Source organism: Campylobacter sp. JH32 (assembly GCF_017846535.1).
In the GTDB taxonomy this organism is placed as follows: domain Bacteria; phylum Campylobacterota; class Campylobacteria; order Campylobacterales; family Campylobacteraceae; genus Campylobacter_D; species Campylobacter_D coli.
Genome location: NZ_JAEQBS010000020.1, coordinates 1 through 4,201, shown reverse-complemented (window position 1 = coordinate 4,201; position 4,201 = coordinate 1). Strand labels below are relative to the sequence as shown.

The following is a 4,201-nucleotide window of genomic DNA, read 5'->3' as shown; positions in this document are numbered from 1 at the left end:
CTTGTAAAACAGATAAAGGCTTTGCTTTAAAAGTAAGCTTTACTCCTACTAAGTTTAAATTTGATCACAGCTTTGATCCTAAAGAGGGCTTAGGAGAACAAAGTAAAAATCAAATAGAGTTAAAAGAACCTATAATAAGACTTCATTATAAAAGTGATAGATTTCAAAAAGATAATTTACCTATCTATAATCTTTTAATCAATAATGAAAAAAAAGAACAAGATAAGGCTTTAAATGAATTTAATATAGATTTAAAAGATTTAAAAGATATAGAGGATCTAAATATTCTTAACCAATTCAAACAAGACTTTAGTAAAGATTATGAATTTAAAGAATTAAATCTTAGCTTTGATACTAATTTAATCAAACTTTATTTTATTATCCCAAAAAACATTGCTAAAGTTTATAAAAGTGCTTATAAGGAATTTGAAAATAAAGATTTAGGAGCAGGGTATTTTACACAGCTACATGAGTATGATAAAATCATCAAAAATGCTTTAGAAGATAATAAAGAATTAAACGAATATCATTTTAGTTTTTTAGCTCCTGCAAAAATGCAAAATTTAAAACTTCAAATCGCACAAGGACTAGATGAAATCTTAGAAGATGAAGATAGAAAACAAGAGCTTTATGTTTGTAAATTTGTGGTGGTAAATGGGGTTAAAATATGAAAATAAAAAATTTTACTTTAATTGCATCAAATCATAATTTAGAAATCGAGTTAAAAAATCTTACCAAAAATGCTAATAAAATTATTTTTATATGCAGTGATTTTGATGGATATAAAGAAGCTAAGAATTCTTTGTATAAGACACTACATACTATTGAAGATAATTTTAAAATTGATAATACAAAAACTTTTAAAATCATACATTTAAATCAAGCCAATAAAGACGAAATCACAAAAGAACAAAAATTTAGCTCTGATAAAAATTTATCTAGCATTAAAAAAATTATCTTTAATAATTTAAAATTTTTAAATAATGCAATTAATCAAAATGAAAATAAAACGCTCAATAAAATTATTGATGAAAACAATGTAGAAAATATTGAAAATTTTTTAAAAGAAATTCAAAAAGAATTAAATATATTATTAAAAAATATCAAAGAATCTAACTATTTTGAGCAAGAAATTAAACCAAAGATACAACTTACCCTAGATACACTTTTTAATACACTTTTAAAAAATATTACTCAATCTAATGATGATGAATATAAGCAAATTATTAGAGCTATAGCAAAATTTTTTATCAATATACTAGATTCTGTAACCAATCTTAAAAAACCTGTCTCTTTAGTCAAAAAAAATCCTTATGTTTTTGTTGTAAATACATTATTTGAAGCTTATAATTCTTCTGCTGAGTATCAAGAGTATAAGGAACAAAAATATTATTATGATTTTGCTTATCCACTTTTAGAGCTTATTACTAGTAAGCTTTATCCTATTATCGCTTTGTGCAATGAAGAAATTTTATCTGATGTATTAATTATAGATGATAAAGTATTATTAGATTTTTCATCTTATTCTAATGTACCTTCTATTAGTCTTTATAAAAATAGTTTTTATAAAGTTATTTTAGATGAAGAATTTCAAGGTATTTTTGATAATTTTTTAGAAAATAATCTAAAATTTGAAAATGAAAAGTTAGATAATACACTTTTAGTGAATTCTAGTTTAAATAATTTTGATACAACATTAAAAAAAGCAATCAATTTAAATATCTCTAAACTCAATCATTTCTTTTATGCAGAATATCCTGATTTAAATTCTTCCATGCTAGTAGAAATGATATTAGATAAAAAAAATACTGATCAAATCAATACAACCAAAATGGGTAAAAATTATTTGCTTATTACTAATCCACCACAGCTTAACAATGCAGGACTTTGTGAGGACTTGTATCAAAAAAAATTAGGAGCAATAATAAAAAATCGCCCCAAAGCTCTTACAAAAAATGAAAAACTTGCATTAAAAGGCGATTTTCCTAGCAAAAGAGATTATGGTTCTTATTTTATAGAAAGAGATGTTAAAAAAGAAGATGATTATGTATTGCAACTTTGTCCTTTTGTGAAACTTGATGGACAGATTTATCAAAAATATAAGGGATATTTTAATTTTTATAATCAAACATATTCTTGGATGAAACTTTATTTATTAGAATATATAAACGAACGATTAGAATATGAAAAAGTTAAGCAAGATTTTGCTTATATTGATAGCTTTTTTAAATTGCCTAAAGAACTTGAAGAAATTAGCGAAAAAGAAAAAGAAAAAGTAGAAGAATATGTCGAGCTTTTTAATGATTATTTAGACAATATCAATTCTTGCTATGATCAAATACAATTTTTTCTTGAGTTAGATTCATCAATATCCAAAACATATGAAAATGTAGATTTTAAGAAATACTCACCTTTAACGGTTGTTTTATTGACTTTAACTTTGTATGTTTTACAAAAAGACTTAGCTTTTACGCAAGAATATTCTCTTGGTGTTAAAAATATTGTAATTCCAAATCCAGATTATGGCGATAAAGAAATTTCACTTAATTACCAAAGGATTAAAATACCAAATTATTTTAATGAGTATATCTTATTTATCCCTGATGATATTTATTTTTATGATAATGATAAAAAAATTTATATCTTTTTATCTAAAGAATTAAATAAAAATAAAAAAGAAGATGAAGTTATTTATTTAGATGAATTAGCCAAAGCTATGTTTGAAAATGATTTTGAAGAAGAAGATCAAACTTATGTAAATTTTTTAAAAACCTTAAATGAAAGCTTTGATGAGGAGATTGAATTTGAAGAAAATATACAAACAGACAAAACTCTTCCTTCAAAAAAAGATTTAGATAAAAGCATTCAAGATATTATGCTTGATAAAGAACTTGCAAAATTATCTATAGATATTACTTTTTTTAACATCATTAAGCAACTTTTTCCTTTTACAGAATTTTTTATGAGTCAGCCTGATTTTTTTAAAAAAATGATTTTATTTTTTATAGATTCAAGCTTAGATAAAAAGTATTATGGTAATAAATTATTTTCTAGTTTTAAAGCACATTTTTTTAAAGAACTAGGGATATTTTATGCACTTAGCCCTAAGGGGCGTTTTATAAAAATTAATCCAAAAAGTAAAAAATCACTCAATAAGCTTTTTTTATATCAAATAGGAACAAATTATTATTATTTTAATCAATTAGAATATGCAAGTGAATTAAAAAAGTCAAAGAGTTTTTCAAGATTAGATAAAGCTAAGCAAATTCATTTGATATCAAAAGTAAGAAAACAATTAGCTATTGATTTTTCTATTAAAATGAGTAAAGACTTGAGCGTGGATATATTAAAAAATTTAGCAGGATCTTTTATTGATACACTTTTGCCTACAAATTATGAAAGATTGAAAATTTTATATGAAAAACTAATGTATGAAAAATTTACTTACAATTATGATTTTCCTTTAGCTGTAAAAAAAGAAGAATATATAACCTATCCTTTATTAATAAATTCTAGATTTATGAGTTTTGATTTATCTGAGTTTATTTTTGGTTCTTTATTATGCACGGGTGGGCTTAATTATTATCCTAGTATTGCTTGTGCTACAACTTCAAGTGAAGCTAGGGAATTTGCCTTAAAAAGACTTTTATCTTATATTATTTTAGATGAAAAAAGAAGTGCTTTTATGGAAGATAAAATCAATGAAGGCAAATATATCTTAAATGATAAGGAATTTTTTGAAAAAAACAATATAGAACTTAGAAATTGTAATATATATAAGCTAGAACATTTTCAAAGAAAAGAAGAGTATAAAATACAACACCCAGTGATAAAACAACACCCTATCTTAGCTTATAATGATACTATACAAATTTTATATGAATATGCAAATGGGATTTATAATACCACTCAAGATGAAAAAGGTAAGTTCATAGAAGATAGGCAAAAGGCAAGAAGATTGATGGAAAATTTAGAAGCTATAGGACAACATAATTTGGAAGTGATGTATAAGGGGATAAATGAAGAATATGTAAAAAACAAAAGAAAAAATGAATATGATGAGGAAGAAAGTGATGATACTAATAAATCCCAAGATTATTCTAATAAGTTTATAGGCAGACTAGCTACAACTATAATCATGGAAGATGGTTTGTATATAGGATGAAAGGATAAAAATGAGTGAAACTTACGAGATTTATAC

At 23.7% G+C, this 4,201-nt stretch carries 1 protein-coding gene and 1 pseudogene; both read left to right on the top strand.

The features are described 5' to 3' along the window. A pseudogene (locus tag KAR67_RS09215) lies at positions 1–671 on the top strand (hypothetical protein); the annotation flags it as partial. After that, the gene (locus KAR67_RS09210) at positions 668–4,165 is read left to right on the top strand and encodes a hypothetical protein (protein WP_192801092.1); all 3,498 of its coding nucleotides are present in this window, start codon (positions 668–670) and stop codon (positions 4,163–4,165) included. The pseudogene KAR67_RS09215 and the gene KAR67_RS09210, both read left to right, overlap by 4 nt. Positions 4,166–4,201 lie beyond the last annotated feature (36 nt).